Here is a 25053-nt window from a genome sequence, read left to right as displayed (position 1 = left end):
GGCATATTGATGGGACTCAAACTAGTTGGCCATGCGCAAAAAAGCCGCATCGGCCCTGCGGCGGATGCGGCTTTCAACATGCGAGAACCAGCTAGAAAGATTACTTCTTCGCCGCCGTCGCAGGCTTCGGATACTTGATCGTCATTTCCTTGAGCAAGTTATCTGCATGGTCCACTTCCTTCATCACCCACAGCATGTAGCGGATGTCCAGGTGGATGGCGCGCGTAATGGCCGTGTCGAAGTACCAGTCCTTGGTGATCGATTCATAGGTCGAATCGAAGTTCAGGCCGATCAGTTCGCCACGCTTGTTCATCACGGCCGAACCGGAATTGCCACCCGTGGTGTCGGCGCTGGTCAGGAAGTTGACGGGCACCGTACCCAGTACCGGATCGCGGAACTGGCCGTAGCGTTTTTCCTTGACGGCGTCGATCAGCGCTTGCGGCGCTTCGAACGGTGCCTTGCCGGTGACTTTCTCGACGATGCCTTCCACGGTCGTGAACGGGCCCTTGGTGATGCCGTCGCGTGGCGAGTATGACGCTACGGTGCCGTAGGTGACGCGCAGGGTCGAGTTGGCGTCAGGATAGACTGGTTTGCCTTGCGACTTTTTCCAGGCGATCACGGCTTGCATGTATTGCGGAATCACGCGCTCCAGATTGCCGTCGATTTCCTTGCGGCGCTCTTCCAGCGCTTGCGCGACCGCTTGCAGCTTGATCGCCAGCTCGATGAAAGCATCGTTCGACTGCTGCAGCGCAGCGGCGTCCTTGCCCATCCAGGCCAGGCGCTTGGCCGTGTCAGCCAGTTGCGTTTGCTGGTACAGGGCAGCAACGGCCGTGGGCGCCGGCAACAGTGCGTCCAGGCCTTGCGGATGGCTCTTCGCCACCAGCTGGGCGTAACGCTTCAGGCCGGCTTCAAAACGCGCCTGATCAACCTTGTTCACATACGACTGTTCCAAACGCGCCAAACGGGCCTTGATGAACGCCAGGTCGCGCTGCTGGTAGCCTGATTCACGTTCTGCGTCCGGCTTTTGCTGCTCTTGCGCCAGACGGTACAGGGTGCGCGCGCTTTTCAGCAAGTCGCTATTGGTGGCCACCGACCAGGCAAACTCTTCGTCGCTGAGCGCCATGTCGTTGGCGATCGCCGCGTCCAGTTCGGCCAGCATGGTGTTCGACACATTCGGCTGTTTGGCGTACCAGGCGCGGAACTCGGCGTCCTGCACGTCCTTGATGGCGGCGATGTCCTTGCGCGCAAAACCGTCGAGCAAACCCTGGGTTTTCTTCAGCACGTTGTTGATGCTTTTCACTACGCTGGCGTAACGCACGGCAGCCGCTTCATCACCGGCAGTGGCGTCAGCCATCACGGCCAGGTCGGCTTGCAGTTCGGCTACTTTCAAAGGGAAGGCCGAATCGCGCGCTTCACGGATTTCCGCCGACAGCTTGTAGCGGCTGGTGCGGCCGGGGTAGCCCGCCAGCAAGATACCGTCGCCCACCTTGATGCCTTCCGCCGAGACCACCAGGAAGTCTTTCGATTTGTAGGGCACGTTGTCCGGCGATGGGTCGGCCGGACGGCCATCCTTGCCCACGTAGGCGCGCAGGAAGGAATAGTCGCCCGTGTGGCGCGGCCATTCGTAGTTGTCGATATCGCCGCCGAAGTTGCCGATCTTGTCCGATGGCGCGTACACCAGGCGCACGTCGCGTATCATCATCTGGCGGATGCGGTAGTATTCCAGGCCACGGTGAAAGGCTGGCACGGAACAGCGGTACATCTTGTCCGTTTCGCATTCGGCGATCAAGGCCTTGATGCGCTTTTCCACGGCTTCGTGGCGGGCGCTACCCGTCATGTTCGCCGTCAAGCCTTTTAGCACGCGGTCGCTGACATTTTCCACCTTGTCGGTCACGTAGACCAGGCTGTTCGGACCGCCCGGCAGCTCTTCGGCGCGGGTCTTGGCCAAAAAGCCGTTGGTGATGTAATTGTGTTCAGGCGTGGAATTGCGCTGGATGGCGCCGTACGCGCAATGGTGGTTCGTCACCACCAGGCCGGCATCGGACACGAAGGACGCCGAGCAGCCGCCCAGCGACACGATGGCGCTCATCGGATGCTTGCTCAGGTCAGCCAGTTTTTCAGCGGGGATCTCGATGCCCACGCGCTTCAATTCGGCTTTCAGCTGCGGCAGCTGATATGGTTGCCACTGTCCTTCGTCAGCGTGTGCGCTGGCGAACGCGCCCATCAGGACGACTGGTAATACTAATTTTGTCAACAAAATATGCCCCTCCATAAAAAGCAGGCGAAAGTATAGCCTGTCCCGCCTTGCCAGGGCAGCCAAAAATTTCTCCCACGACAATTTTCAGCTCGTCACGATCACGCTGGCGGCCGCAGCGGGATCTGCAGCGACAATCGGCAACCGCTGCCCGAGGCCGGCGCACCGATCACGAACTGCCCGCCCAGCGCCGTGACCCGCTCGGAAATACCGATCAGGCCGAAGCACTGGCTCTTGCGCTGCTGCTGCGGCGTGATGCCGACGCCGTTGTCACTGATCACCACATGGATGGCCCAGGCGTCAAAGCTGAGCTCAAGCTCGACCGCGCTGGCCTGGGAATGGCGCATGACGTTGCTGAGCGCTTCCTGCACGATGCGGAACAGCACGATTTCAACTTGGCTGCCGATGGCGGCAAACAGCGCTTCGTCGCCGATACTCAGCTGGCAGGCAATGCCGCTGCGCTTGCGGAAATCGCCCACCTGCCATTCGATGGCGGCCTGCAAGCCCAGGTCCAGCGCCATCGGACGCAATTCATTCATGATGCCGCGCACGCTCTTGATGGTGGTGTCGACATTGCTGAGCACGGAACCGACGCGGCCATGCAGGCGCGGATGCGAGCCTTCCGTGCGCGCGCTGAGCATGGAAATATCGATGCGCAGGGCCAGCAGGTTTTGTCCCAGCTCATCGTGGATATCGCGTGAAATACGCTTGCGCTCGTCTTCCTTGGCCGTTTCCAGGTGCAGCGCCAACTGGCGCAGCTGGGCATGCGACTGGCGCAGCGCGCCATCCATCAGCTTGCGCTCGGTGATATCGCTGTGCGCCACCACCACCCGCAACGGCCCTTCTCCCAGGAAACGGCTGACCCTGGCCTGCGACCAGCGCGCGCCGGCTGGCGTGGTGAATTCATATTCGAGCGCGAAGCTATCGGCACGGCCGGCGATCACGGCGCGTATGCCGGTGGCCAGTTCCTGTCCCGCCTTCCGCTGCCAGCGCGTATCTGTTTCGCAAAACTGCAGATACTGCATCTCGCTGGCGGCATGTCCGGTAAACGCCATGCACGCCTGGTTGGCATGCACGATTTCTCCCGCCTCATCGAGCACCAGCACGCGGTCCGTCAGCGAATCGATGGTGGAATGAAAAAAACGTTCCGCATCGCGCAAGGCCACTTGCGCCTGTTCGCGCTGGTGCACTTCCATCTGCAAGTGCTGATTGGCCCGCACCAGCTCGGCGGTACGGTCGACCACGCGCTGGTCGAGTTCGCGGTGCAGTTCACGTACGGCCGCCTCGGCCAGCTTGCGCTCGGTAATATCGGAAAACACGCCCACAAAGTGGCTAGTCGCCCCATCGGGCGTGCGCATCGGCGTGATCGACAGCGATTCGACGAAGCGCTCGCCATTCTTGCGCCGATTGACCAGTTCGCCAAACCAGCTGCCCTCCTGCTTCAGGCTTTCCCACATGGCCGCATAAAACTGGCGCGGATGCGTGCCTCCGCCCAGGAAGGACGGATCGCGCCCGATGGCTTCTTCGGCCAGGTAGCCAGTGATGCTGGTAAAAGCGGGGTTGACGGAAATGATGCGGTTGCTGCTATCAGTCACCATCACGCCCTCGCGGATGGTGTCGAGGATCACAAAGGCGCGCCGCAAGGCCGAGTCACGCGCCAGCCCGTCGCCCAGGTCCGTCACCAGCATGCGCGCGGTGGCTGTGGCCCGGTCGACATTGGCCTCGATGCGCACCACGCCACCGTCGGCAGGCGCATTCTGGAACAGCGGTGCTTCCAGCACTTGCCGCACGCCACTGTCGAAAACGGCGTCGAGGAAACGCCGGAACGCACCTTGCGCCTGGGGCGCGATAAATTGCTCGAAAGGCCGCGCCAGCATTTGCTCCTTGTCGCGCTGCAACAAGCCGCAAGCGGCCACGTTGACGCGCGTGATCACGCCTTTGCGGCTCAGCGAGAAATAGCTGACGGGCGCCTGCTCATACAGCTGGGAATAAAGGTCGCGGCTGATTTCAAATGCATTTTTCAGCTGCTCCAGTTCGGCCAATGCCACATTCTGCATTTCCAGCTCGATCTGGTTTACTTGCAACTCATGCAGCTGGCGCATCATCTCTTCATTCGACAACGATAACGCCACGGACACCAGTTGCTCCGCGGCCAATTGCTCGGCCTGCTCTCGCAACTTCGTGGGGTTGATCCCGTTGTCGAATGCGTCGTTCATGAAACGCTCTCGCCCGCGTCTCCAGCCGTGACGAAATCGGACTGCATCTGCCGCAGCTGCGCTTCCAGCAGCTTCGATTCCGTGATGTTAATAAAGGTCACGATCACGCCGTCGATCACATTTTCGATGGTGCGGTACGGCATGATGCGTACGTCGTACCAGCGCCCCGTCTTGGTCGATACATGTTTCTCAGAAAACACCAGGCTACGAATGACTTCCAGCGCATCGTTTTCCAGCTCCGGGTAATCAAGGTCATTGACGATATCGCTCAAGGGGCGGCGCAAATCTGTTTGAATGAGCTTGTAGATTTGTGTGGCCGGCGCCGTGAAGCGGCGGATGCGCAAGGCACTGTCGAGGAAAATGGTGGCGATATCCGTGCTGTTGAGCAGGTTTTTCATGTCACTATTGACCAGCGACAAGTCATCGACCTTCGATTGCAGCTCGGCGTTGACCGTGTAGAGCTCTTCATTGAGCGACTGCATTTCTTCCTTCGAAGTGGTCAGCTCCTCGTTCGTCGATTGCAACTCTTCATTGGTCGATTGCAACTCCTCATTGGCCGATTTCAGTTCTTCGCGCGAAGTCTGCATCTCATCGCGCACGGCCTGGATTTCATTGCGCGCCTGCGTCAGCTGCTGCTCCAGTTCCAGCACCTTGGGATTGGGCGAGCGGATACGGCGCGGCGCGGCTACCAGCGGCGTGCTGGAAAACGTCACGAAGACCATGCCGCGCAAGGAATCGGGCTGGCTCAGCGCCTCGGCACTCACATCCACACCCAAAGCCTGGCCAAGATGGTCTTTCACCACCAGCCCCTTCAGGCGTACCACGCTATCGCTTTGCAGCGCCTGCTTGATCAGGCCGGCCAATTCATAGCGCAAGCCTTCGCGCGCCATGGCATGGATATTCCAATTGGCCTTGCCGGCTGCCGGCTCCAGGAAAGCACCCGTGCGGCCATTGATGTACAAGATGTCCCCATCCTGGTTCAGCAGCGCTGCCGCCGGTGAATACTTCTGGAGCAATAACTGCTCGACATGGGATTGTATCTTTCCAGGCATGCTAGCTTCTCTCGTATCGCTGGGTGTGGGGGGCGACACCAATGATACCTTGGTGGGGAAATACGTGGGCAGGCGCTGACGAGCCAGGTTATCAAGCCGGCGGTACAGCCGGCTCGACGTGATCAGCGGTGCAAATAATTCGGAAAAATGGCCAGGCGTATCGGCGGTACCCAACAGGAGCAGGCCATCGCGGTTCAAGGCGTAATGAAATAACGGGATCAGGCGCTGCTGCAACTTGGCGTTCAGATAAATCAGCAGATTGCGGCAGCACAGGATATCGAGCTTGGTAAAGGGCGGATCCGAAATGATATTTTGCTGCGCAAAAATGATCATATTGCGTATCTCTTTTTTCACGTGGTATTCACGCTTGCCAGCCATAAAAAAGCGTTCCAGGCGTTCAGCCGAGACATCGCTGCTGATCGCTTCAGGAAACCTGCCCTGGCGCGCACGGTCGATCGCGTCGCCCGACAGGTCAGTGGCGAAAATCTGCAGGCTATACTTGGACGGCGGATTGATGCTGGCCACCACCTCATGAAACACCATCGCCAGCGAATACGCCTCCTCGCCCGTGGAGCAGGCCGGTACCCAGGCCTTGAAAGCGCGCCCATCGGGATGGGCCTCCAGCAATTGCGGCAAGGCCACGGTCTTCAGGTACTCCCACACCTTCTGGTCGCGGAAAAAACTCGTTACGCCGATCAGCAATTCCTTGAACAGCAAATCGATTTCCGCAGGGTTGCTGCGCAAATACACGACATACTCTTCCATCGCCCCCATTTGATGCAGGCTCATGCGCCGCTCGATGCGGCGCAGCACCGTATTGATCTTGTAGTCAGTAAAACTGTTACCCGTATGCTCGGATAGCAGTGCGACGATTTCCTGCAGCGTGTTACGCCCGTTAGGCCCACTACCCGGTGCGCGCAGAAAACTGCTGCGCAACAGGTAGGCGATGATCTTTTCAGGCATCTTGTCAGGGAAATCGATCAAGTCCACCAATCCGGCGCTAATCGCGCTTTGCGGCATCATGTCGAACTTGGCCGCATCGGGATGCTGGGCCAGGGTCAGGCCGCCTGCCCGCTTGATCGCCTGCAAGCCGCGCGTGCCATCGCTGCCCATGCCGGAAAAGATCACGCCCACGGCCAATTTGCCCCATTCGGCCGCCAGGCTCTCGAAAAAGATATTGATCGGTAAACGATGCCCGCGCAGCAGCACCGGTTCGCTGAGCACAAAGCATCCATTGAACAGGGTCAGGTCCGCATTCGACGGTATCACGTAGATGTGATTCGGCAGCATTTCCCTGTGATGCGTGATTTCCATGACGGGAATGCTGGTGGCCCGCTGCAGCAGTTCGGGCAGCATGGCTTTTTGCGTAGGATCGAGATGCTGGATCACCACATAGGCGATGCCGCTTTCCTGTGGCACATTGGCCAGGAAGGCGACAATCGGATCGAGCCCGCCGGCCGACGCGCCGATCGCCACCACGGGGAAAGCGGCGGCAGCCGCGTCGAGTGCGGGGAGATGGTTGTTGTTGCTACTTGTCATCGTCTGCAAGAAACCAGGCTCGGAAAAACCGCAAGGCTGGAGATTGATAATCTTGCATTCTAGCACTCAAGCGCGCGCTGAAAACGCGAATTTGGCGCCGCAGCCAGAGCAGCGGCGGCGCCAGGAAAAATCCGCTTCGACGCCAGGCTTACTGTGCCTGCGGCACATGCCAGCCGCCGCCCAGCGCCTGGATCAGCGCCACGGCCGTGGTCTGGCGGTCCGCCTGGGCCTGCACCAGCGAGCGGCGCGCCGACAGCGCTGTCACTTGCGCCGTCACCACATCCGTATAGCTGACCTGGCCAGCGTTGTAGCGGTTCAGCATCTGCTGTTCCACCTCATCGGCGGCGCTCGACGCCACCTTGCGCAATTCCAGCTGCTCGGCCAGCGCGCGCGTGGCCGACAACTGGTCTTCCACGGCGCCAAAGGCGGCCAGCACCGTCTGGCGGTAGCGCGCCACGGCTGCGTCACGGCCCGCCTTGGCCGCATCCACGCTGGCCTTGGTGGCGCCCGCATCGAACAGGGTTTGCGTGGCCGACAGGCCGAGCGACCACAGGCTGCTCGATGCATTGAACAAATCGCCCAGCTTGCTGGAGGCGCCGCCATAGGAGCCGCTCAGATTCAGGCTGGGGTAATAGGCGGAACGGGCAATGCCGATCTGCTCGTTGGCCAGCGCCACGCGGCGTTCGGCGGCAGCGATATCGGGACGGCGCTCCAGCAGGGTCGAGGGCACGCCCAGCGGCACGTCTGGCACGACAACATTCCACGGCGCAACGGCCAGGCTGAAATCAGCTGGCGCGCGGCCCAGCAAGATGGCGATCGCGTGTTCCAGCTGGGCCCGCTGCTGCACCGAAGCGGACAAGTCGATCTGCGCATTGGCCAGCTGCGTCTGCGCCTGCAGCAGATCGGACTTGGCGGCGATGCCCGAATTAAAACGGTTGCGCGTGATGTCGAGCACGCGCTGGTAGCCGTCCAGGGTGGAAGTGAGCAGCGCGATTTGCGCATCGGTCTGGCGCAGCGAAAAATAATTGATCGCCAGCTCGCCCTGGGCCGACAATCGCGCCGAGGCCAGGTCGGCTGCGCTGGCGGCAGCGCTCGCTTCCGCGCCCGTCACGCCGGCGCGCAGCTTGCCCCACACATCCGGTTCCCAGCTGGCGCCGATGGAGGCGCGGTAATTATTGCTGACATTGCTGAAGCTTTGCTGCCCGACACCGCCATTGCCGCTGCCGCTGCCGCTGCCATTACCTGAGCGCGTGCCGCTGCCCGTCAAGTTGACGGTAGGAAACAACGAGGCGCGCTGTTCGCGCACCAGCGCGCGCGCCTGCTCATACGAGGCGATGGACTCGGCCACGTTCTGGTTCGAGATCTCGATGCTCTCGGCCAGCTGGTTCAGCTGCGCGTCGCCAAACAGCGTCCACCAGGGACCGCGTTCCAGCGCATCGGCCGGCGCAGCGGGCTGCCAGCCGGCCGCTTCCTTGAAGGTGTGCGGCACGGCGGCAGTGGGTACCTCATAAGCGGGGCTGACGGAGCAGCCGGCCAGCAGCGCCAGCGCGCTAGCAGTGAACAGCACCAGCAGGCGGCGTGCAGGGACGGTGGACTTGACTTGTTTTACTTGAATCATGATTGTGTGCTCGGGTTATCTGGCCCTGGAATGCGGCTCAATTGCTGCTCGTCTGCGCTGCGCGTGCGCAGTTTGTCGAGCAGGATGTAGACCACCGGGGTAGTCAGCAATGTCAACAACTGGCTGGCAATCAGGCCGCCGATGATGGCGACCCCTAAAGGCTGGCGTAACTCGGACCCCTCGCCAAAGCCTATCGCCAGCGGCAAGGCGCCAAGCGCCGCCGCGACGGTAGTCATCAGGATGGGACGGAAACGCAGCAAGCATGCTTCGCGCACCGCTTCCACCGCTGTCAGGCCGCGCGAACGCTCGGCCTCCAGCGCGAAGTCGATGATCAATATAGCATTTTTCTTGACGATGCCGATCAACAGGAACACGCCGATCAGGGCGATGATGGAAAACTCCATGCGGAACATCAGCAGCGCCAGCACGGCGCCCACGCCGGCCGACGGCAGTGTCGACAGCACGGTGACCGGATGCACCAGGCTTTCATACAAGATGCCCAGCACGATGTAGATCACCACGATGGCCGCCAAAATCAATAGCGGCTGCTCCTTGTTGTTGTCCTGGGCGCTCTTCGCCGTACCCTGGAAACTGCCGCGCACATTGACCGGCATGCCGATTTCCGCTTCCGCCTGGGCCACGGCCGCCTGGCCATCGCTCAAGGTGTAGCCATCGGTCAGGTTGAACGATACCGTGGTCGCCAGCTCGCCGCCCTGGTGGTTGACGGCGGTTGCCGTCGAGCTTTCGGCAAAGCGGCTGAACGAGGACAGCGGCACCATGCTGGTCAAGGTGTTACTGAGCGCATTGCCGCTGGACGGATCGCGCGAGGCCGTGATATTGGCCACCGTGGCGCCCGCCGTGGCGGCAGTGGCCGGCACGTAGACGGCGCTCAGCGCTTCCGGGCTTTGCGCGTAGCGGGGCGCCACTTCCATGATCACGTGATACTGGTTCAGCTCATCGTAGATGGTCGCCACCTGGCGCTGGCCAAAGCTGTTGTACAGCGCATTGTCGATATCGCGCACCTGCACCCCCAGTTCGGTGGCGCGGTCCTTGTCGATATGGACATAGGTTTCCACGCCATTTTCCGCCTGGTCCGTGTCCACGTCGATCAGCGACGGCTGCATCTTCATCTGGTCGGCCAGCTTGGCCGCCCATTTTTTCAGGTCGGCCTGGTTATCGCTGATCAGGGTGTACTGGTAGGTGGAGTTCGATGAACGGCCACCCATGCGCAAATCCTGCACCGGATTGAGGAACAGGGAAACGCCCGTCACCTTGGCCAGTTGCGGACGCAGGCGCGCGATCACGGCTTGCCCCTTGTCGGTGCGCTGGCCCACGGGTTTCAGGTCGATGAACATGAAGCCGCCGCCTGCCCTGCCGCCGCCGGTAAACCCGACCACGGTGGCCACGGCCGGATCTTCCTTGATGATGTTGACCAGTTCACGCAACTTGCCCTGCATGGCCTGGAAGGAGATGCTCTGGTCGGCGCGCATGCCGCCGCTGATCTGGCCCGTATCCTGCTGCGGGAAAAAGCCCTTCGGTGCGGCCGCGAACAGATACACGTTCAAGCCCACCACAAACACCAGGATGGCCATCACCAGCGGCGCGCTGGACAAGGCCCAGTCCAGGCAATGCTCGTAGATCGTCAGCATGCGCTGGAAGCCGCGCTCGAACCACTGCGCCAGCTTGCCCGGCTGCTTGTGCTGTTCGTCATTCTTCAGCAGCCAGGCGCACATCATCGGCGTGGTGGTCAGGGAAATCACCAGGGAAATCATCACGGCGGCCGACAGGGTCACGGCGAATTCGCGGAACAGACGCCCCACCTGGCCACCCATGAACAGCAGCGGAATGAAGACGGCCACCAGCGACAGGCTGATCGACAGCACCGTAAAACCGACTTCGCGCGCACCCAGCAGGGCCGCCTTGAAGCGGTCCATGCCCGCCTCGATATGGCGCTGGGTGTTTTCCAGCACCACGATGGCGTCATCGACCACAAAGCCAGTGGCCACCGTGAGCGCCATCAGCGACAGATTGTTCAGGCTGAAGCCCAGCATATACATCACGCCGAAAGTACCGAGCAGCGAAACGATGGTCGCCACCGCCGGGATGATGGTGGCGCGCACGCTGCGCAAAAAGGCACTCACCACCAGCACCACCAGCACGATGGAGATCAGCAGGGTGAATTCGATCTCGTGCAGGGAAGCGCGGATGGAATTGGTGCTGTCCGACGCCACCTGCAGCTTGATGTCGCCCGGCAGTTGCGCCTGCAGCTGCGGCAGCAGTGCGCGCACGCCGTCGACGGTAGCGATCACGTTGGCGCCAGGCTGGCGCGTGATCAGCACGATCACGGCCGGCTGGCCATTGAACAGGCCCAGGGTATTGGTGTTTTCCACCCCATCGACGACATCGGCCACGTCGTCGAGACGGATGGCGGCGCCGTCGCGCCAGGCCACCACCAGGCTGCGGTAATCGGCCGCGCTGCGTCCACCCGAGGCCGTGCTGGCGCCCGAATAGATTTGCAGGCTGCGGTCATTGCCGGTAATCGCTCCTTTTGGACGATTGGCGTTGGTCGCCTGCAAGGCGGCCCGCACGTCGTCCATCGACACGGAATAATGATTGAGCTGGAACGGCAGCAGTTCCACGCGCACGGCCGGCAGCGAGCCGCCGCCCAGCTCCACGTCGCCCACGCCCTTGACCTGGGCTACCTTCTGCTGCACCAGGTTAGACACGGCGTCGTAGATCTGGCCAGGCGAACGTGTTTTCGACGTCAGCGCCAGGATGATCACGGGCGCATCCGATGGATTGGCCTTGTTATAGGTCGGGTTGCTGCGCAAGGTGGCTGGCAAGTCCACGCGCGAGGCGGAAATGGCCGCCTGCACTTCGCGCGCGGCGGCGTCGATATTGCGGGTCAGGTCGAACTGCAGGCTGATGCGGGCCGAACCGGTGCTGGACGACGACGTCATTTCATTGACGCCCGAGATCACGCCCAGGCGCCGCTCCAGCGGCGTGGCCACCGAAGTGGCCATGGTTTCCGGACTGGCGCCCGGCAAGTTGGCGCTGACGGAAATGGTCGGGTAGTCAACCTGCGGCAGCGGCGAGACGGGCAGCACGAAAAACGCACCGATGCCCGCCAGCGCGATGCCGATGGTCAGCAGCACGGTGGCGATGGGCCGTTTGACGAACGGTGAAGACAGGTTCACGCAGCGCTCCCCGCATCCGTTTTATCCAGATTCACGCTGGCGCCAGTGGTACTGCCAAAGCGGCGGCCCAGGCGGTCGAAGGCCAGGTAAATCACCGGCGTGGTAAACAGCGTCAGCACCTGGCTGACGATCAGGCCACCAAAGATGGCCATGCCCAGCGGACGGCGCAACTCGGCGCCCTCGCCCCAGCCCAGCATCAGCGGCACGGCAGCAAACAAGGCTGCCAGGGTCGTCATCAGGATCGGACGGAAGCGCAGCAGCGCCGCCTGGTGGATCGCTTCCTGCGGGCTCTTGCCCTGGTCGCGCTCGGCCTCGATGGCAAAGTCGATCATCATGATGGCGTTCTTCTTGACGATACCGATCAGGAGGATGATGCCGATGATGCCGATCACGCCCAGGTCCTGCCCGCTCAGCATCAGCGCCAGCAAGGCGCCCACGCCGGCCGACGGCAGGGTCGACAGAATCGTCAGCGGGTGGATATAGCTTTCATACAGCACGCCCAGCACGATGTAGACGCAGACCACCGCGGCCAGAATCAGCCACAGCTGGTTCGACAGCGATTTTTCATAGGCGCCGGCCGCGCCCAGGAAGGTCAGGCTGACCGATGGCGGCAAGGCGATATCCTTGGCTGCCTGGCGAATCGCATCGACGGCGCTGCCGAGCGCCACGCCGTGGGCCGTATCGAAGCCCATGGTGGTGGCCGGATACTGCGCCACGTGGGTGATTTGCAGCGGCGCCTGTTTTTCCACGATACTGGCAAACGCAGACAGCGGCGTGGACTTGCCCGAACCGGTGCGCACTTGCAGGTCGCCCAGGTCCGACGGCGTGGTGACGATGCCCGGCTGCGCTTCGAGAATCACGCGGTACTGATTGGTTTCCGTGAAAATCGTCGAGATGATGCGCTGGCCGAAGGCGTTGTACAGCGCATCGTCCACAGTCGAGGTGGTGACCGACATGCGCGCGGCGCTGTCGCGGTCTATGCCCACGCTGACGGCGGCACCGGTGGCACCCGCATCGGTGGTGACATTGCGCAGCTGCGATTTCTCGCGCATGCGCGCCGCCAGCTTGCCAGCCCATTGCGTGACAGTGGCCGTATCGGCGCCTTCGAGCGAGACGCGGTACTGCGTCGGGCCCGACTCGGCATCGATGGTCAGGTCTTGCGTCGGTTGCAAATACAGGGTCACGCCGGCCACGTGCGACACGCGTTCGCGCAGGCGCTCCATGATCTCTTCCTGGCTGCCGCTGCGCGAGCGCTTCAGGTTGATCAGCATGCTACCCGTGTGCAGCATGGTGTTGTTGGCGGCATCGACGCCCACCAGCGAACTCAGGGTATCGACGGCCGGATCGGCCAGCACCGCGGCCGCTGCTGCCTGCTGCAAGGCCGCCATGCGTTCATACGACACGGCTTGCGCCGTTTCGATGCGCGCCTGCAGCTGCCCCGTATCCTGGGTAGGAAACAGGCCTTTCGGAATCGTGATATACAGCAGCACCGTCAGCCCCATGGTAGCCAGAGCCACCAGCAGGGTCAGGCCCTGGCGTTTCAGGACCCAGACCAGAGCCACGTCGTACTGCGCGATGACCTTGTCAAAGAAGACCTGGATGCGGTGGCCCATGGCGCTGACTTTTTCATCGGCGTGGCTTTTCAGCCAGCGCGCCGACATCATCGGCACCAGGGTCAGCGAGACCACGGCGGAAATCAGGATCGTGATGGCCAGGGTCATGGCAAATTCGCGGAACAAACGTCCCACCACGTCGCCCATGAACAGCAGCGGGATGAGCACGGCGATCAGCGAGACCGTCAGCGAAATGATGGTAAAGCCGATCTGCGAGGCGCCTTTCAGGGCGGCGGCCATCGGCGTTTCACCCTCTTCGATGTAGCGCGCGATATTTTCGATCATCACGATGGCGTCATCGACGACGAAGCCGGTGGCGATCGTCAGCGCCATCAAGGACAGGTTGTTCAGGCTGTAGCCCAGCAAATACATGATGCCGCAGGCGCCGATCAAGGAGATCGGCACGGACAGGCTGGCGATCACGGTGGCGCGCAGGCTGTGCAAGAAGGCGAAAATCACCAGCACCACCAGCAGCACCGACAACAGCAATTCCATTTCCACGTGTTCCACCGAAGCGCGGATGCCCGTGGTGCGGTCGCTCAGCACGTCGAGTTTCATGGCCGTCGGCAGGCTCGCCTGCAGTTCAGGCAAGAGCGCCTTGATGGCATCTACCGTCTTGATGACGTTGGCGCCAGGCTGGCGCTGCACATTCAGGATGATGGCGGGCTGCTTGCCCGACCAGGCGCCCAGACGCGTATTTTCCGCGCTGTCGACCACGTTGGCGACATCGGACAGGCGCACCGGTGCGCCGTTTTTATAGCTGACGATCAGGCTTTTATAGTCTTGCGCCGTGACCAGCTGGTCGTTGGCGTTGATCGTAAACGAGCGCGTGGGACCGTCGAAACTGCCCTTGGCGCTATTCACGTTGGCGGCGGTAATGGCCGTGCGCAGGCTGTCGAGGCCCAGGCCATACGACGCGAGCAATTTGGTATCGCCCTGGATGCGCACCGCAGGACGCTGGCCGCCGGACAGCGACACCAGGCCCACGCCGGTCACCTGGCTGATCTTCAGCGCCAATCGCGTGTTGACGATGTTTTGCACCTGCGTCAGCGGCATGGTGTCGGACGTAATCGCCAGGGTCATCACGGGCGCATCGGCCGGATTGATCTTGGCGTAAACTGGCGGCGCCGGCAAATCGGTCGGCAGCAGCGAGCCGCCCGCGTTGATGGCCGCCTGCACTTCCTGCTCGGCCACGTCCAGCGTCTGGCCCAGCGTGAATTGCAGCGTGATGATGGAAACGCCGGCAGCGCTGGTCGAACTCATGCGCTGCAAACCCGCCATCTGGCCGAACTGGCGTTCCAGCGGCGCTGTCACGGTTTGCCCCATGACTTCGGGGCTGGCGCCCGGATACAAGGTCTGTACCTGGATGGTGGGGAAGTCCACTTGCGGCAAGGCCGCCAGCGGCAGGAACTTGAAGCCCACCAGCCCCGCCAGCACGATGGCCAGCATCAGCAGCGCCGTGGCGACCGGGCGCTTGATAAACGGTGCGGATGGACTCATCGTGCCAGCCCTTTCAATGTGAGACCTGCACTCATAGCCCCGCTCCACGGGCTGGCGCTGGTGCTGCCGGTGCTACCGGCGCCGATGCGGCCGGCGCGGAGGCCGAAGCACTGGCAGCAGCACCGTCAGCATCATGGCGGCGGTGGTGACGTTCGCCGCTGGCGCCGTCCGCACCGGCTGCACCGCCAGCACCACCACGCTGGCCTCGCTCACCGCGCTGACCGCCTTGAGCGCCCCAGCCGCCAGGGCCAGCTGGTTTATCGCCCGGCAAGGTCACTTTCGCACCTTCCTTGAGGCGGTCCGCGCCTTCCGTAATCACTTTCTCGCCCGCTTCCAGGCCGGCCTTGATTTCCACCATGTCGATGGTGGCCTGACCGCGCGTGACGACGCGTACGGTAACGGTCTTGTCTTCCTTGAGCACGTAGACGAAGTCGCCGGTATTGCTGTGGCGCAAGGCCGTGACAGGCACCAGCACGGCGCCCGTGATATTACCGAGTTCCAGGCGCACATTGACGAACTGGCTGGGGAACAGGGCCATCTTGTCATTCGTGTAGCGGGCCTTGGCGCGCACGGTGCCGGTCTGTACGTCAACCTGGTTGTCAAGCGCACTCAAACTGCCCTTATCCAGGGTAATCGTGCGCGTGCGGTCCAGCGCCAGCGCCGACAGCGCCACTTTTTGCGCCTGGCGTTCCTGGATGGTCTGCACTTTATCTTGCGGTACCGAGAATACGACGTCGATCGGCGAGAGCTGCGTGATGACGACCACGCCGCCCACATCGCTAGTGCTGACCAGGTTGCCGATATCGACCACTTTCAAGCCTGCGCGGCCGCTGATCGGCGACACCACTTTGGTGTAATCGAGATTGAGCTTGGCCGTGCCTTCGGCTGCGCGGTCGGTCAGCACCGTGCCTTCAAGCTGCTTGACCAGCGCCGCCTGGGTATCGACGTCCTGGCGCGCGATCGAATCCTGGGTCAGCAGGGTTTCATAGCGTTTCAGGGTCAGGCGTGCATTGTCCAGCTGCGCTTCATCGCGCAAACGCTGGCCCTTGGCCTGCATCAGGGCCATTTCAAACTGGGCTGGATCGATCAGGGCCACCACATCGCCGGCCTTGACCATGGCGCCTTCCTTGAAGCGCAGCTCCTTCAGGATGCCCGACACTTGCGGGCGCACGGTGACAGTCGCCGCCGCCGTCACGGTGCCCAGCGCATCGAGCGTCACGGGCAAATCGGACTTCACGGCAGTGGCCACGCCGACCGTGGTCGATGGACCGCCGCGTCGCCCACCGGGGCCGCCCGGACCGCCGGGGCCACCCATGCCCGGCCCGCCTTGCGCGCTGAGACCGGAGTGTGTCAGATACCAGGCGCCGCCTCCCAGGGCGCCCATCACGGCCAGCGCGATGACGCTACCGACAATCTTCGAACGGCGGCTGCGCCGTGGGGTATTTGCTGCTGTCTGCGAATCCATCGCTATCCTTTATAGGCCGCTGGCACGGCGATTGTGTGGCGCCGGCCGAGGTCTGTGCGCACTCGGGCCGGTTGAACGTTTTTGTTTGTTTTTACGCAATCGAGAGAAAATCAAGAGCTGAAAATCAGCTGAAAAAACAGCGTTTTCCCCATGCTGCGAGGACTCTAGCATAGTCATGTATCCATTTCATTTCTACCTGAAACATTTTATGCACGCAACAGCAAGCGCCATAGCGACAGCGATGGACGTGCATGCACAGCTGGCAGGGGAAACAGCGGAAAAATCAGGCTTGCAAGGGTTCAAGCCGCAGCGGGCGGTCGTTTCAGGCGACTGGCAGGCAGATACAAACTCGCTACAATTTTCCCGCCAGCGGCCTTGACCAGCGGATATTTGGCGGCATATCAGTGGTCCATGAACAAAACAAGCCGGACAAAGCCGGCCTGTTTAACAAACGATGGAACCGGCATCGGCCGGCCCGTCCTGCTCTTTTATTCCGCTCTTTTATTTACCGTCCAGCGGCACCGTGCACAGGCAGTGCGTCAGCGCCATGAAAGGCTTGTGCTCGCGCGTCAGGCTGGACAGCCAGCCGAAGTCATTGGCAATGCCCAGCGCGGCGTCGGTCGGCAGGCCGGTGCTGGCCAGGCCCAGTTTCACGTGTTCGCCCAGACCCAGTGTTGCCATCGCCTTGGCACCGAACATGCCGATCAGGCGGTCGACGTTCGAGCTTTCCTGCTCCAGGTAGGCCACGCGATAGCCGGGGCTCAGCTTGGCCAGCTTGGCGGCCGAGGCCAGCGCATCGCCATAGCTGCCGATGCGGTCGACCAGGTTGCGGTCCTTGGCTTGCAAGCCGGTCCAGACGCGGCCCTGCGCCACTTCATTGACTTTTTCCGGCGTGGTCTTGCGCGCCTTGGCGACCAGGCCGAGGAAATCGCCATACACGTGATTGATCGAACCCTGTATCACTTGCGCGAAACGGGGGTCGAGCGGACGCAATGGATTGCCCGAATCGGCCAGCCAGGTGGTCGGCGAGCCGGCCGTGTGGATGCCCAGCTTTTCGATGACCTTGTCGGCCGTCGGCAAGATTGCGAACACGCCGATCGAACCGGTGATGGTGGCCGCGTCGGCAATCACTTCATCGGACGAGGTGCTGATCCAGTAACCGCCCGACGCGGCCACGTTGCCCATCGAAACGACCACCGGCTTGCCGGCGGCGCGTGTCAATTCCAGCTCGCGGCGTATCAGCTCCGAACCGAAGGCGCTGCCGCCCGGCGAATCGATGCGCAAGACCACTGCCTTGATTTGCTTGTCTTCGCGCGCCTGGCGGATCAGACGCGAGGTGGACAGGCCACCGATGGCGCCCGGCGAGGCCACGCCATCGCCGATTTCACCGGAGGCGATGACCACGCCGACGGCGTCGCCCAGATGGCTGGGGCGCAAGCGCGCCAGGTAGTCGCCATAGGAAATCTGGCGGAAGTTGTTGCCGTCGGCATTCTTGACGCCGCGCTCCATCATCAGGGTGCGCAGTTCATCGCGCGTCTTCAGGCCGTCGACCAGCTTGGCGTTGACGGACAGTTTCGCCAGGTCGCCGCCGGCCGCTGTCAGCAAGGCCGGCAAGTCATTAATCGATTGCATGATGGCGCCGGCCGGCAGTTTGCGGGCCTTTTCCACGTCGTTCGTGTAGGTGGTCCACAGGCCGTTATTCAGATAGCGGTCTGCTTCGGCGGCCGCTTCGGACGGGCCGTTGGCGATGAACGGTTCGGCGGCGCTCTTGTAGGTGCCCACTTTCAGCAGGTTGACCGTCACGCCGACCTTGTCGAGCGCATCGCGGTAGTAATTGCGGTAGCGGCCAAAACCTTCGAGCATCACGCCGCCCATCGGGTGCACATAGACTTCATTGGCACTGGCGGCCACCAGGTACTGGCGCTGGTTGTAGCTGGCGCCCCAGGCGACGACCTTCTTGCCGCTGGCGCGGAAGCGTTCCACACCGGCCGCCACTTCGCGCAAGGAAGCCAGGCCGCCGCTCTGCAAATCGTCCAGCATCAGGACCATGGAGCCGATGTCGCTATCCTTGCTGGCCGAATCGAGCACCGCCAGCACGTCGCGCAGCTGCACGCTCTTCTTGGCGTCGCCGCTGACATTGGCCAGCACCGCTTCGCGCACGCCGCCCGGCGTTTCTTCCACCAGCGGGCCTTGCAGGTCGAGCACCAGGGTGGTCTTTTCCTTCAGCGGCTTGACGCCACCGCCAAAGATCGCCACCAGGATGGCGATCAGGATCAGCAAAAAGATCAGGTTGAAGACGACGCGGCGCGTGGCGTCCAGGGTGCGCCAGAATACGCCAAAGCCACGGCGCAGGGCCGGGAACGGATTAAGTGACATCGATGCTCCATAAGGTTAAACCCAAAGGAAACCAATATAACTGAAAACCGGACCAAAGTAATGTTTTTACAAGTCCTTTACGCCGGAAGGTGCGGGGGTGGAAATCAGCAACAATCCGGCCATGACCAGGGCGCCATTGAGTATCAGCAGTTCCAGGCCGATGCGGTAGTGGGCGAAGAGCTGCGTTTGCGCTTGCTCAATCAGCGCGCACAGCAGCGGCCCCGCCACCGCCACCAGCGGCACCCAGCGGTCGCGCACGCCACGACGCGTCAACAAGCCAAAGGCAAACAGGCCCAGCAAAGGGCCATAGGTATAACTGGCCAGTTTCAGGATCACGCCTATCATGCTGGGGCTATCGACCCATTTGAAGGCCATGATCAAGACCAGGAACAGCGCGGCAAAGCCCAAGTGCACGCGGCGGCGCCAGCGCATCTGCTGCGCCGGCGTCAGATCGGCACGCCGCTGCAGGCCCAGGATATCGATGCAAAAGGTGGACGTCAGCGCCGTCAGCGCCCCATCCACGCTGGGGAACAGGGCCGAGATCAGCGCAATGAAAAAGATCAGTTGCACCGCAGCCGGGAAGTGGCCCAGCACTACCGCCGGGAACAATTTATCACCCGTCGCCGTCACGCCAGCGACCGGCGCATACAGGTGCAGCAAGCCGCCCAGGAACAAAAACAGCAGCAGCACACACGTCAGCACCACGGTCAGGCTCAGCATATTCTTTTGCGAATCGCGCAAGGTGCGCACCGAGATATTCTTTTGCATCATCTCCTGGTCCATGCCCGTCATGGCCACCGTGATGAAGATGCCTGCCACGATGTGTTTCCACACATAGGCGGGGCTGTCCGGGTCCAGGGTGAAGATGCGCGCCAGGCCCTGCGAGCGCATGCGCTCGAGGCTGTCGATCACGGACATATCCATGGCGTGCAGCAAAAACACCACGCAGATGAGCAGCCCCGCCAGCATGCACGCCGTTTGCAGGGTATCGGTCCAGACGATGGTTTTCACGCCGCCTTCATAGGTGTAGAGCAAGATCAGCACTAGCACCACCAGGGCGGTAAGCCAGAATGGCACGCCGAAGCTGTCGAGTATGGTTGCCTGCAAAATATTGACCACCAGATACAGCCGCGCCGTGGCGCCCAGCAGACGCGACAAGATGAAAAACGCCGCCCCGCTCTGGTAGGAACGGCGCCCCAAACGCAATTCCAGGTAGCGGTAAATGGAGGTCAGCTGCAGCCGGTAATACAGCGGCAGCAAGATAAAGGTAATGACCAGATAACCCAGCACATAACCTATCATCAGCTGGATATAGCCAAAACCATCGCGCCCCACGGCGCCCGGCACGCTGATGAAGGTCACGCCCGTCAAGGTGGTGCCCACCATGCCAAACGCCACCAGCATCCAGTGGCTGTTCTTGTTGCCGATAAAAAAACTGTCATTCGTCGCATGGCGCGAGGTGGACCAGGCGACACCCAGCAGTATCAAAAAATACGCGAGAACGACGGCAAACAGGATGGTCGGCGACATGGGGATGGGCGGCAAGGGATGGACAGGGGTAGCAATAGTACAGCAAAGGCAGACAGCTGATCATAGCAACCATTTCCAGTCGACAACATAGTGAAAGTTTGTTACTGTTTCAGGACACCGACTCCTTGCTTCCCGATGCGCTCCCTGACCTCATTGACTTTGCACCACTCCCTGCTGGCACTGGTTTACTCTTTCGTGGCACTGTCCAGTGCTGCTGCGGCTGAAAAAGAAACGACACAGGTTTTTCTAAGCAATGGCCAGCTGGAATATGTGGGCCTGCTCGATGAGGCAGCCAATCAGCGCCTGTTCGCCCTGTATGATTCCTTGCCAATCAAACCCACCGTACTGTCGATACGCAGCCCTGGTGGCGAGGTCTACACCGGCATGCAACTGGGCAACTGGGTACGCGAGCACAAACTGGATGTGCAAGTACTGGAGTTCTGCTTTTCCTCCTGTGCCAATTACGTCTTTCCTGCAGGAATACACAAGATCGTCAGCAACTTTGCCGTGATCGGCTACCACGGCGGATCTGGCGATCCCAAACATCTGGCATTCGATGAGGCTACACAAAAAATGTACGACGCCATGAGTCCCGTCGAACAGAAAGCACTCATGGACGATATCCATAAAACGAGCCTCGCAGACGGCCAGCGTGAAGCGCACTATTTGCAGCAGCTCGGTGTACGCACAGACATCAGCTCGCTAGGCCAGGCTGAGCAATATGCGTCTTTGCTCAAGCAGAATCCGGATACGGCAGGCTGGACCTATACGCTGGAAGACTTCGCCCTGCTGGGCGTGCGCGACATCACCGTCATCAACCCGCCGTGGAAGCCAGGCGCCGCCATGAAACGTATGGTGGTTGTCACCATCCAGGTCGAGCAACAAGCAACACCAAAACAATAAAGCGCGGTCCAGGCAGGGGAAGTTCAGTTTGCAGGCTAATGCCCTGCCGCATGGATCGACTTCTCGCCGCCTGCCCGTACCGGTATCGGATTCAAACGGTCCAGCCTGCCGCTCAAGGCCGTCAAACCGAACGCCCCCAGCACTACCAGCGCGCCGATCCAGCCGGTATGAACCAGACCCAGGTGTTCGACGATCAGACCGCCGCCCCAGGCGCCGCCGGCAATCCCCAGGTTAAAGGCGGCAATGTTCAGGCCCGAGGCCACGTCGACGGCGCGCGGCGTGAAGTGTTCGGCTTGCCGCACCACATACACTTGCAAGCCAGCCACGTTACCGAAGGCAACAGCGCCCCACAGCAGCACGGTAGCTACCACCAGCCACGGATACGGCGCGGTAAAGGTCAGCACCAGCAATACCAGCGCCAGCAGCAGAAAGATCAACTTCAGGGCGCTGACAGGTCCCCGCTTGTCGGCCAGCTTGCCGCCCCAGATATTGCCGAACGCGACCGACACGCCATACACCAGCATCACCAGGCCCACGGCGCTGGCGCCGAAACCCGATACCTGCTGCAATATCGGCGCCAGATAGGTAAAGGCGATGAAGGAACCGCCGTAGCCCACCGCCGTCATGGCGTACACCAATAGCAAACGCGGCTGCGCCAGTACCTGCACCTGCTGCAACAGCGATGCCGGTTTGCTGTGCTCAATGTTAGCAGGCACATACAGCAGGCTGCCGACAAAGGCGACCAGGCCCAGCGCCGAGACAGCCAGGAAAGTTTCGCGCCAGCCGAAATGCTGGCCAATGAAAGTGCCCAGCGGCACGCCTGTTACCAGCGCCACGGTCAAACCGGTAAACATGATGGCGATCGCGCTGGCCGCCTTGTCCTTGGGCACTAGCGACGTGGCGATGGTGGAACCGATGGAAAAGAAGACGCCATGCGCCAGGCCCGTCAGGATGCGGGCGATGATCAGGGATTCATAGCTGGGCGCCTTCCAGGCCAGCAAATTACCCAGGGTGAACAGCACCATCAGCGACAACAGCAAGGTCTTGCGGGGCAGCTTGCCCGTCAATGCGGTCAAGACTGGCGCGCCGATGGCCACGCCCAAGGCATACAGGCTGACCAGCAAGCCGGCCGACGGCAGGTTCACGCCCAGGTCGGCGGCGATGGTGGGCAAGAGCCCGACGATGACAAACTCGGTGGTTCCGATGGCAAATGCGCTGATGGTCAGCGCGAGCAAGGCAATAGGCATGACAGACTCCGATAAAGATAATGTCATGCAGTATCGGGGTTTTCTTTGTTTCGAAAAATACCTCACCAGGCAGATGATAGTTGCGCCAGAATCAACAATTAAGCACTCTGCTACACTGTCCACATCACGACGGAATCTCCACCATGAATTCAGAAAAACTGGCGCTGCTGGTCGCGCGCGAAATGCCTTATGGAAAATACAAAGGAAGGCTGCTGGCCGACCTGCCCGGGCACTACCTGGGCTGGTTCGCGCGCGAGGGTTTCCCCTCGGGCGAACTGGGCGGCCTGATCGCGCTCATGTACGAACTCGACCACAACGATTTGCGCAGCCTGCTGGACCCGCTGCGCACGCACAAGTCACCCTGGCGGCCTGGGGAATAAGCAAGTTCTGCTTAGAATTGCTTTACCTTCTTGGCCAGCATCGTGCTGAACTCGCCATTTTCCACCAGCGTTTGCAGCTCGCTGGCGCCGCCCACCAGCACGCCGTTGACGAACACCATCGGGAAAGTCGGCCAGCCCGACCACATCTTGAGGGCGTTGCGGCGATGCCACTGGTTCAGATAGCTACCGTATTGCAAATAGTGATACGGCGTGCCCAGCACGTCGAGGATCTTGCGCGCCTTGCGCGGGTAGGGATTGAGCGACATGCCGACCACCACCACCTGATGCGCAGCAATCGCCGCCTGCACTTCGCGCACGATGTCCGCGTGCTTGCTGCCGATCAATGGACGGGCGGCGGGATGGATCTGGGTTTCGTCGAGTATGGCGCGTGTCATGGAAGTCCTGGATAAGTAGCACTAGGCGTGCGGATGACGCATTGTGCCATGCAACCAGACTTGCTTGCACTCACTCGCCTATACCACTGCCCTTGACTATCAGATCAGGTCCAGCCAGCACCTGAGAAGTGGGCGGCCGCATACCATATCAATACTTCCGGATCGCTGATGCAATTTTGCCAGATGTCCAGGCAGCACTACCTGCAGGCGCAGATTTTGCTGCGGGCTTGGCGGCCGCTTTCGCCACCGCAGTTGCGGCAGACCTGGAAGCAAAGGCCGCGTGGCCAACGATGTCTTGACGGTGGCGCTCAAGACTGGTCAAGAAGAGCTTCTTCGCATTGTCAACCACAAGCACCTCTTCCGCAGTCAACCCCCGGCTACCGAGATTGAAATTGACTACTTTCTTGGTCATGATCATGCTCCTCTATATCCAAACCGGCTTTTTAGCTAGAAACAACGGCAACATATGACGAAGTTTCAATTCGCGGGAAATTCCCTTATCCGAACGATTATCCAGCGTTGTCTGATGTTTTTTTACCGATTCCAAGGTCAATAATACACCCAGGGCGTCTTGGGGAAGTGGAATCTCCTGGGTGCGTCCACTTGCATCACGCATCAAGCCTATCGTTCGCGCCGGCCTCGCCTGGCGCCAGTTGGAACGGTCCACCATGGCCGAACAGGTAAAGCTCAGTACCGCCGAACCAGGATCGTCAGCCAGGACCGTCGCGTAGCGGCCGGGCCAGCGAGTTTCCAATTGGGGGCCATCCATCAACAATGCAATGACCAGATTCGGACCAACGGCACGAATCAGACTCATGGCGGGATCGGCGCGTGCCAGGTCTTCACAAATGAGCGTCGTCACAGACATGTCTTTGCGTAAGCCAAAAAAGGGCAGCTGGCGATGTCCGACGTCGATATCTTCCCACCATTGATCGTTGTCATCATCGTCGTCAAAGTCCAGGGCATAGGTTTCGGTTTGATGGCGGTCAAGCCGCCAGCGGTGGTGCTTGTTTTGTTCGCGCTTCACGGCACCTTCTCCCTTCCGCAGGACAAACGTCTGCGCGCGATTGTAGCTGGCTTTACTTCCTGGATTATTGTCGAGTACGCCAGTAATCAGGAACTCGATTTTGATCCCCCTCGCTTTCAGCGTCTCGACCAGCTCCATGGCGATTTCGGAGGTCAAGGCACATTCCGGCAGGACGACACCATCAGGCATTTGCCCGGAATGGGTGTAAGCCTGTTTGATCAGTGGAATGATCAAACCATCAGCCAATTGCCCACCCGTCAAACGCTCGCCCGCATATTGCAACCAGAGCTGGTCGAGACGAAAGTAGGCGGCCATTTTGTGGCCTGTTCCAAATGGCGTACGGGGAGAACTCAAGCGGAAGCAATTGCCATCCACCGTAAATGGAAAAGGCACGAGCAGCAGCCGGACATCATATGGCAGCTGCGGATCGCGGCGATCTGACGACGCGCGCTCCGTCGTCGACCATATCCATTCCGGCGCAATCACCGTCCTGGGTGGTAGAAGCGCGATATGATGACTCAACGATCGGATCGTGCACCCCACCGACGGTGTCAGTGACTTGGGGAAAACGACTGCCCTGTCTGGTGGAACAGCCACACAAAAAGACGCCGGCAAATGCGGCATCCACGCTGCGGCCATACTTTTAGTTGATTAGCGCTGATCTTCATCTTTGCCGAACCGTCCTGCCTGCCAATGGTCCAACCTAGTGCAGCATAACGCTGCCGATACCAACGGGGGCGG

The 25053-nt window shown here is 61.1% G+C and carries 16 protein-coding genes; 3 read left to right on the top strand and 13 right to left on the bottom strand.

Going from position 1 to position 25053, the window contains the following annotated elements; all coding sequences use genetic code 11:
* Positions 1 to 100 precede the first annotated feature (100 nt).
* The 7 genes from HDE72_RS07150 to HDE72_RS07120 all read right to left on the bottom strand — a co-directional run bounded on the left by HDE72_RS07150 (position 101) and on the right by HDE72_RS07120 (position 16454).
* On the bottom strand, positions 101 to 2272 hold the full coding sequence (locus tag HDE72_RS07150; protein WP_183738387.1) for a S46 family peptidase: 2172 nt from the start codon (positions 2270 to 2272) through the stop codon (positions 101 to 103).
* Positions 2273 to 2355: 83 nt separating this feature from the next.
* Complete coding sequence (locus HDE72_RS27960) at positions 2356 to 4470, bottom strand: sensor histidine kinase (protein WP_311735217.1); 2115 nt, start codon at positions 4468 to 4470, stop codon at positions 2356 to 2358.
* Positions 4467 to 7061, bottom strand: coding sequence for a chemotaxis protein CheB (locus tag HDE72_RS07140; RefSeq protein ID WP_183738385.1), 2595 nt, complete (start codon positions 7059 to 7061; stop codon positions 4467 to 4469). The genes HDE72_RS27960 and HDE72_RS07140 overlap by 4 nt, the downstream gene beginning before the upstream one ends.
* Positions 7062 to 7209: 148 nt before the next feature.
* Complete coding sequence (locus HDE72_RS07135) at positions 7210 to 8679, bottom strand: efflux transporter outer membrane subunit (RefSeq protein WP_183738383.1); 1470 nt, start codon at positions 8677 to 8679, stop codon at positions 7210 to 7212.
* Positions 8676 to 11876: an efflux RND transporter permease subunit gene (locus HDE72_RS07130; RefSeq protein WP_183738381.1), complete on the bottom strand. Its 3201-nt coding sequence runs from the start codon at positions 11874 to 11876 to the stop codon at positions 8676 to 8678. The genes HDE72_RS07135 and HDE72_RS07130 overlap by 4 nt, the downstream gene beginning before the upstream one ends.
* The gene (locus tag HDE72_RS07125; protein WP_183738379.1) at positions 11873 to 14989 is read right to left on the bottom strand and encodes an efflux RND transporter permease subunit; all 3117 of its coding nucleotides are present in this window, start codon (positions 14987 to 14989) and stop codon (positions 11873 to 11875) included. The genes HDE72_RS07130 and HDE72_RS07125 overlap by 4 nt, the downstream gene beginning before the upstream one ends.
* 31 nt (positions 14990 to 15020) lie before the next feature.
* Positions 15021 to 16454, bottom strand: a complete 1434-nt coding sequence (locus HDE72_RS07120; RefSeq protein WP_183738377.1) for an efflux RND transporter periplasmic adaptor subunit — start codon at positions 16452 to 16454, stop codon at positions 15021 to 15023.
* Positions 16455 to 16629: 175 nt separating this feature from the next.
* Between HDE72_RS07120 and HDE72_RS07115 the strand changes: the two genes are divergently transcribed.
* The gene (locus tag HDE72_RS07115) at positions 16630 to 16833 is read left to right on the top strand and encodes a hypothetical protein (protein ID WP_183738375.1); all 204 of its coding nucleotides are present in this window, start codon (positions 16630 to 16632) and stop codon (positions 16831 to 16833) included.
* Positions 16834 to 16955: 122 nt separating this feature from the next.
* Here HDE72_RS07115 and sppA read toward each other — a convergent pair whose 3' ends face one another.
* Entirely contained in the window at positions 16956 to 18830 is a 1875-nt protein-coding gene (sppA, locus tag HDE72_RS07110) for a signal peptide peptidase SppA (RefSeq protein ID WP_183738373.1), read from the bottom strand.
* Between the two features lie 66 nt (positions 18831 to 18896).
* On the bottom strand, positions 18897 to 20360 hold the full coding sequence (locus tag HDE72_RS07105; RefSeq protein WP_183738371.1) for a sodium:solute symporter: 1464 nt from the start codon (positions 20358 to 20360) through the stop codon (positions 18897 to 18899).
* A gap of 195 nt (positions 20361 to 20555) precedes the next feature.
* Between HDE72_RS07105 and HDE72_RS07100 the strand changes: the two genes are divergently transcribed.
* Positions 20556 to 21263, top strand: coding sequence for a hypothetical protein (locus HDE72_RS07100; RefSeq protein WP_221291197.1), 708 nt, complete (start codon positions 20556 to 20558; stop codon positions 21261 to 21263).
* 35 nt (positions 21264 to 21298) lie between these two features.
* Here HDE72_RS07100 and HDE72_RS07095 read toward each other — a convergent pair whose 3' ends face one another.
* Positions 21299 to 22510 carry an MFS transporter gene (locus HDE72_RS07095; protein WP_183738367.1) on the bottom strand — a complete coding sequence of 404 codons (1212 nt, stop codon included), beginning with the start codon at positions 22508 to 22510 and terminating at the stop codon, positions 21299 to 21301.
* 143 nt (positions 22511 to 22653) lie between these two features.
* On the opposite strand from HDE72_RS07095, the gene HDE72_RS07090 reads away from it, so the two are divergent.
* Positions 22654 to 22890, top strand: a complete 237-nt coding sequence (locus tag HDE72_RS07090) for a DUF3820 family protein (protein WP_183738366.1) — start codon at positions 22654 to 22656, stop codon at positions 22888 to 22890.
* A gap of 11 nt (positions 22891 to 22901) precedes the next feature.
* On the opposite strand, the gene HDE72_RS07085 is transcribed toward HDE72_RS07090, so the two are convergent.
* The 3 genes from HDE72_RS07085 to HDE72_RS07075 all read right to left on the bottom strand — a co-directional run bounded on the left by HDE72_RS07085 (position 22902) and on the right by HDE72_RS07075 (position 24834).
* Entirely contained in the window at positions 22902 to 23285 is a 384-nt protein-coding gene (locus HDE72_RS07085; RefSeq protein ID WP_183738364.1) for a glutaredoxin, read from the bottom strand.
* 148 nt (positions 23286 to 23433) lie between these two features.
* Complete coding sequence (locus tag HDE72_RS07080; protein ID WP_183738362.1) at positions 23434 to 23697, bottom strand: hypothetical protein; 264 nt, start codon at positions 23695 to 23697, stop codon at positions 23434 to 23436.
* A 12-nt stretch (positions 23698 to 23709) separates the two neighbouring features.
* Entirely contained in the window at positions 23710 to 24834 is a 1125-nt protein-coding gene (locus HDE72_RS07075; RefSeq protein WP_183738360.1) for a hypothetical protein, read from the bottom strand.
* Positions 24835 to 25053: the final 219 nt, after the last annotated feature.

The sequence above is a fragment of the Janthinobacterium saanense genome (assembly GCF_014200675.1).
Lineage (GTDB): Bacteria > Pseudomonadota > Gammaproteobacteria > Burkholderiales > Burkholderiaceae_D > Janthinobacterium.
The sequence above is the reverse complement of the archived record's forward strand: the minus strand, read 5'-3'. Positions and strand labels throughout refer to the sequence as shown.

Bases quoted from the DNA above. Each gene is read 5' to 3' on its own strand.
- HDE72_RS07150 (WP_183738387.1), bottom strand. From the start codon at position 2,272: ATGGAGGGGCATATTTTGTTGACAAAATTAGTATTACCAGTCGTCCTG.
- HDE72_RS27960 (WP_311735217.1), bottom strand. From the start codon at position 4,470: ATGAACGACGCATTCGACAACGGGATCAACCCCACGAAGTTGCGAGAG.
- HDE72_RS07140 (WP_183738385.1), bottom strand. From the start codon at position 7,061: ATGACAAGTAGCAACAACAACCATCTCCCCGCACTCGACGCGGCTGCC.
- HDE72_RS07135 (WP_183738383.1), bottom strand. From the start codon at position 8,679: ATGATTCAAGTAAAACAAGTCAAGTCCACCGTCCCTGCACGCCGCCTG.
- HDE72_RS07125 (WP_183738379.1), bottom strand. From the start codon at position 14,989: ATGAGTCCATCCGCACCGTTTATCAAGCGCCCGGTCGCCACGGCGCTG.
- HDE72_RS07120 (WP_183738377.1), bottom strand. From the start codon at position 16,454: ATGGATTCGCAGACAGCAGCAAATACCCCACGGCGCAGCCGCCGTTCG.
- HDE72_RS07115 (WP_183738375.1), top strand. From the start codon at position 16,630: ATGTATCCATTTCATTTCTACCTGAAACATTTTATGCACGCAACAGCA.
- sppA (WP_183738373.1), bottom strand. From the start codon at position 18,830: ATGTCACTTAATCCGTTCCCGGCCCTGCGCCGTGGCTTTGGCGTATTC.
- HDE72_RS07105 (WP_183738371.1), bottom strand. From the start codon at position 20,360: ATGTCGCCGACCATCCTGTTTGCCGTCGTTCTCGCGTATTTTTTGATA.
- HDE72_RS07095 (WP_183738367.1), bottom strand. From the start codon at position 22,510: ATGCCTATTGCCTTGCTCGCGCTGACCATCAGCGCATTTGCCATCGGA.
- HDE72_RS07090 (WP_183738366.1), top strand. From the start codon at position 22,654: ATGAATTCAGAAAAACTGGCGCTGCTGGTCGCGCGCGAAATGCCTTAT.
- HDE72_RS07085 (WP_183738364.1), bottom strand. From the start codon at position 23,285: ATGACACGCGCCATACTCGACGAAACCCAGATCCATCCCGCCGCCCGT.
- HDE72_RS07080 (WP_183738362.1), bottom strand. From the start codon at position 23,697: ATGACCAAGAAAGTAGTCAATTTCAATCTCGGTAGCCGGGGGTTGACT.